This window comes from Mesorhizobium sp. GbtcB19 (assembly GCF_019091085.1).
Lineage (GTDB): Bacteria > Pseudomonadota > Alphaproteobacteria > Rhizobiales > Rhizobiaceae > Mesorhizobium.
Genome location: NZ_JAGXJY010000595.1, coordinates 1 through 232, shown reverse-complemented (window position 1 = coordinate 232; position 232 = coordinate 1). Strand labels below are relative to the sequence as shown.

The 232-nt window shown below is 67.2% G+C and carries 1 protein-coding gene; it reads left to right on the top strand.

Annotated elements, in window-relative coordinates:
• A partial coding sequence (locus tag KVT37_RS33165; protein WP_217579118.1) for a hypothetical protein occupies positions 1-232 on the top strand: 232 nt, incomplete at both ends.

Below are 232 nucleotides of genomic sequence, written 5' to 3'. Positions count from 1 at the left end.
GAACGAGCGTGCAGGCGGCCACGCCCGTGACGTCAAACACGGCGTCGAGGCGGCGCTCGAAGCCATGCCCAAGGTCGAAGGTGGCCATGGCCAGCTCTATCTTGCCCAGCCGCTCGCCAAGGTGTTCTCGACCGCCGAGGGCCTTGCCAAGATGGCCGGAGACAGCTTCGTCACCGTCGGGCGGCTGTTGCAGGCGCTCGTCATGGGGAAGTCGGCCAAGTCCGCCGACATC